Genomic DNA, 4,204 nt, shown 5'->3' with positions numbered 1-4,204 from the left:
GGGCGTGGCGGTGGCGGCGGTGGCGAAGGGCACGGCGGCGACCGGCGGGCTGCCGTCCGAGCGTAGGCAGGCCGGCCCGCGCCATAGGAAGATGCCGCCTGGCCCCGCTGCACGCCTCCCGCTTCCCACCCATGGTCCAGGTCAACGACAGCTACCTCCGGCTCAAGGCGGGCTACCTGTTCCCCGAGATCGCCCGGCGCGTCAAGGCGTTCACGGAGGCCCATCCCGAGGCGGCCGTGATCCGCCTGGGCATCGGCGACGTCACCGAGCCTCTGCCGGCGGCCTGCCGGCAGGCGATGCAGCAGGCGATCGAGGCCATGGGCACCCGGGAGGGCTTCCACGGCTACGGCCCCGAGCAGGGTTACGGCTGGCTGCGGGAGGCGATCGCCCGCCACGACTTCCAGGCCCGCGGCTGCGAGGTGAGCGCCGAGGAGATCTTCGTCTCCGACGGCTCCAAGTGCGACAGCAGCAACATCCTCGACATCCTCGGGGCCGGCAACCGGATCGCCGTCACCGATCCGGTCTATCCGGTGTATGTCGACAGCAACGTCATGGCGGGCCGCACCGGCGACGCCGACGGGGGCGGCCGCTACGGGGGCCTCACCTACCTGCCGATCACGGCGGCCAACGGCTTCGTGGCCCCGCTGCCGGAGGAGCCGGTCGACCTCATCTACCTCTGCTTCCCCAACAACCCCACCGGCGCCGTCGCCACCCGGGAACAGCTGAAGCAGTGGGTGGACTACGCCCTGGCCAACAACGCCCTGATCCTGTTCGACGCCGCCTACGAGGCGTTCATCTCCGATCCGGAGCTGCCCCACTCCATCTACGAGATCGAGGGGGCACGGCGCTGCGCGATCGAGTTCCGCTCCTTCTCCAAGAACGCCGGCTTCACCGGCACCCGCTGCGCCTTCACCGTGGTGCCCCGGGGACTCACCGGCACCACGGCCGCCGGCGAGCCGGTGGAACTGTGGGGCCTCTGGAACCGGCGCCAGAGCACCAAGTTCAATGGCGTGAGCTACATCGTGCAGCGGGGCGCCGAAGCCGTGTACTCGCCGGAAGGCCAGGAGCAGGTGCGGGCCCTGATCGGCTTCTACATGGAGAACGCGGCCATCATCCGCCGCGAACTGGAGGCCGCCGGGCTGCAGGTGTACGGGGGCCAGCAGGCCCCCTACGTGTGGATCAAGACCCCCGAGGGTCTGGATTCCTGGGGCTTCTTCGACCACCTGCTCAACCAGGCCCATGTGGTGGGCACCCCCGGCAGCGGCTTCGGCGCGGCGGGCGAAGGCTATTTCCGCCTCTCCGCCTTCAACTCCCGCGCCAACGTGGACGAGGCGATGCGCCGGATCCGGGCTCTTTAGAGTTGGCCCCTGTCAGGACCGGAGCGGCCATGCCCATGACCATCCCGCCCTTCGCCAGCGGCTCCACCGCCCCGGCGGCCACCGAAACCCCGTCCCGCTCGCCGGGGGGGGCCGCCGTGATCGAGAAGGCGCCGGAGCGGGTGCGCAAGACCTCGCCCCGCTACAAAGTGCTGCTTCACAACGACCCCGTGAACAGCATGGAGTACGTGGTGAACACCCTGCGCCAGGTGGTGCCGTCCCTCAGCGAGCAGGATGCCATTGCCGTCATGCTGGAAGCCCACAACACGGGGGTGGGCCTGGTGATCGTCTGCGATCTGGAGCCGGCGGAGTTCTACTGCGAAACCCTCAAGGCCAAGGGCCTCACCAGCACGATCGAGCCGGAGAGCTGAGTGATCCGCCGTTGGATCGGAACGCTCCTCTATGTGCCCGTGCTCTATGGCCTGGGCTGGCTGCTGGTTCAGCCCCTGGCCCTCATCGCCCCAGCACTGCCGCGGGACCGACTCGATCTGCTCGGCACGGCGATGGCGCTGCTGCTGCTGCTGCTCAGCCTGCCCGCGTGGGTCAGGCGGATGTGGGGAGCGCAGCAGCCCTGGCGGCAGCTCGGGGTTGTGGCTGCCCCGGCCAGGGTGACGCGAGCTTTCGTGCGGGGAGTGCTCAAGGCCGCCCTGCTGCTGGCCCTGGTGGCGGGGATCCTGCTGATCAGCGGTCAGGCCGGCTGGCAGGGGCAGCTCAACGCCCTCCAGCTCCTCAATGCCCTGGCCCTGCTGCTGGGGGTGGGGTTCGCCGAGGAGCTGCTGTTCCGCGGCTGGCTATGGGGTGAGCTGGAACGGCACTTCGGCAGGAGCCGGGCGCTGTGGGGGCAGGCCCTGGTGTTCAGCCTGGCCCACACCCGGTTCAACCTGGGGCCCGCCGGGGCCCTGGGGCTCCTGGGGGGACTCACGATGCTGGGCCTGGCACTGGCGCTGCAGCGGCGAGCCGATTCCGGGGTGCTGTGGGGCGCCGTGGGATTGCATGGCGGCCTCGTGGGCGGCTGGTTCCTGCTTCAGGGGGGGGGGCTGACGCTGGCCCCCGAGGCCTCCGCCTGGCTGGTGGGCCCGGGAGGAGCCCATCCGAATCCGATCGGTGGCGCGGTGGGCTGGCTCGGACTGGCAGTGCTGCTCTGGGTGCGGCGGCGGTGGTGGCCGGCGATGTCCGCTGCATCAAGCAGCGAAGCCACTCCCTAATCCTTGAGAACGCCAAGGAATTCAGGAATTGGTGTGGTGATCAGAAGATGACGAAGCTGGCCGCTGTCAGCGTGGTGCCCGCCAGGCCCGAGAGGGTGGCAAAGGCTATGGAGGAGCCCGTAGCGGGACTGGAGTAAAGCAGCTCAAGATCTGTGCCGTTTGAGACCTGAATGAGGCCTGTAAGTCCGTTCGCGGAGAGACCCGTGAAGACGGCATCGTCAAGCCAGACTTTGTCGCCCTGGGCCACCGAGAAATTGGTGATCCTGTCAACGTTTCCGGCCGCGTCCAGGGGGGGTGGCGAACACGAAGACATCAGCCATTGGACCACCGGTAAGGGTGTCGTTACCCAGATCACCGCTAATCCAGTTGCTGGCGGCGGGTTCGCCGACTGCGCTGAGGTCATCATTCTGAACGCCACCAACACGGAGTTGATCAAACGCTACGCCATTGATCGTGTTGTGACCGAAGACCAGCTCAGAAGAGGAGGCAAGAGCACTCTTTACGGCAACACCACCATTGAAGGTATTGCCACGAACTTCCAGGAGGTCCTGAAGCTGCGCAGCCGGTAAATCGGAACGAATCAACGTCCCATAGCCGCCATTGAGGATGTCAAAGTCATTACCGATGACCGACGTCTTCAAGGCAGGTAAAGGCCCCTCCTTGGCGAGATAGTCCCGCCATACCGTTCCTTGGTCACCAAGGAGATAAAGATAGTCAAAGAATGCACCGTCGCTGAGTCGGTTGTTAGCGAATGTGCCACCAGCATTGTAGAAACGCTCTCCTCTGGGGTTGTCCTCTGGAGCCAGCCCATCATCCTGCTTGATCAAGCCAGCACCAACAAAGAGATTAAAATCAATAACCACATCAGGCGTAAACAGCGCAATCACGGAAGAACTGTAACCAGCCTCGAAGAAAGAACTATTTCGGACTTGCAGGTTTCGTCCGCCCTCCATGAACAGAAAAATCCTCCCCCCGTCCCGGCTGACGGTGAGTAACCGTACTGACCTTCCAACTTAACGACAACCCCATCCAGCAAAACATCTTTGGAACCACTGATATCCATGTAGGTTCCGTTGACCCCCACACCACCTCTGTGTCGACCCGAGAACGCGACATCGACAATCGAGAGTCCAACCATTGTGGGCCTGGCCGGGTCATAGGGAAGACTGCCCCTGCTGGGAGCAAGGAGATAACCTTCAGCTGCTGCGTCATAGCTGAGCCCAAGGCTCTCCAGTGTGAACCCCGCCGGAGGCTGACCATCAGCCTGGAGGGTATGCAGGCGCGGGTTACCGACGATGACGGTGTCTGCCGAGCCGGCTCCCTTGATGGTGACGCCGGATAGGGAAAACCCCGTAAATGAGGCCGGAGATGTTCCTTTGACAGCTGGAGAGGAAGGGTCAGCGTCCGACTTTGTGATGTTGAAGGTTCCCGCGTCGAGCTCAATCAGGGAATTCGCCGCTGCCGCCCGAATGGCCGAACGGATCGTTGGATAGGCTTGGGTAGCTATCCTGATCCCCGTTGGTCCTGATGTCGGTGGCAGCTGGCTGGTCAGCGGCGTGCCCGTGGCATCCACAAGGAACTGCTGCTGGAGCTGCAGACCCTCGGAGCTGGAAGGGCTGAAAA

Annotated in this window: 6 protein-coding genes; 3 read left to right on the top strand and 3 right to left on the bottom strand. The window is 65.1% G+C overall.

The genetic code is table 11. The annotated features are described in order from the left end of the window. The first annotated feature begins 131 nt into the window (after positions 1–131). Genes VB737_RS02160 through VB737_RS02150 form a run of 3 tightly spaced genes read left to right on the top strand, consistent with a single transcriptional unit; the run spans position 132 to position 2,581 of the window. On the top strand, positions 132–1,358 hold the full coding sequence (locus tag VB737_RS02160; protein ID WP_500310744.1) for an LL-diaminopimelate aminotransferase: 1,227 nt from the start codon (positions 132–134) through the stop codon (positions 1,356–1,358). Positions 1,359–1,387: 29 nt separating this feature from the next. Next, complete coding sequence (gene clpS / locus VB737_RS02155) at positions 1,388–1,747, top strand: ATP-dependent Clp protease adapter ClpS (RefSeq protein WP_323305693.1); 360 nt, start codon at positions 1,388–1,390, stop codon at positions 1,745–1,747. Further along, on the top strand, positions 1,748–2,581 hold the full coding sequence (locus tag VB737_RS02150; RefSeq protein WP_500310742.1) for a CPBP family intramembrane glutamic endopeptidase: 834 nt from the start codon (positions 1,748–1,750) through the stop codon (positions 2,579–2,581). It begins immediately after the preceding gene. A 40-nt stretch (positions 2,582–2,621) separates the two neighbouring features. Here VB737_RS02150 and VB737_RS02145 read toward each other — a convergent pair whose 3' ends face one another. The 3 genes from VB737_RS02145 to VB737_RS02135 form a co-directional block, all read right to left on the bottom strand. Further along, a complete protein-coding gene (locus VB737_RS02145) occupies positions 2,622–2,828 on the bottom strand; it encodes a hypothetical protein (protein ID WP_500310740.1) in 207 nt (68 codons plus the stop codon). Between the two features lie 19 nt (positions 2,829–2,847). Next, positions 2,848–3,468: a calcium-binding protein gene (locus VB737_RS02140; RefSeq protein WP_500310738.1), complete on the bottom strand. Its 621-nt coding sequence runs from the start codon at positions 3,466–3,468 to the stop codon at positions 2,848–2,850. Then, the coding region (locus VB737_RS02135; protein WP_500310736.1) for a hypothetical protein at positions 3,465–4,204 on the bottom strand (740 nt) is incomplete at its 5' end. The genes VB737_RS02140 and VB737_RS02135, both read right to left, overlap by 4 nt.

It is taken from the genome of Synechococcus sp. BA-120 BA3 (genome assembly GCF_034931285.1).
Lineage (GTDB): Bacteria > Cyanobacteriota > Cyanobacteriia > PCC-6307 > Cyanobiaceae > Cyanobium.
The sequence above is the reverse complement of the archived record's forward strand: the minus strand, read 5'-3'. Positions and strand labels throughout refer to the sequence as shown.

Bases quoted from the DNA above. Each gene is read 5' to 3' on its own strand.
- clpS (WP_323305693.1), top strand. From the start codon at position 1,388: ATGCCCATGACCATCCCGCCCTTCGCCAGCGGCTCCACCGCCCCGGCG.
- VB737_RS02160 (WP_500310744.1), top strand. From the start codon at position 132: ATGGTCCAGGTCAACGACAGCTACCTCCGGCTCAAGGCGGGCTACCTG.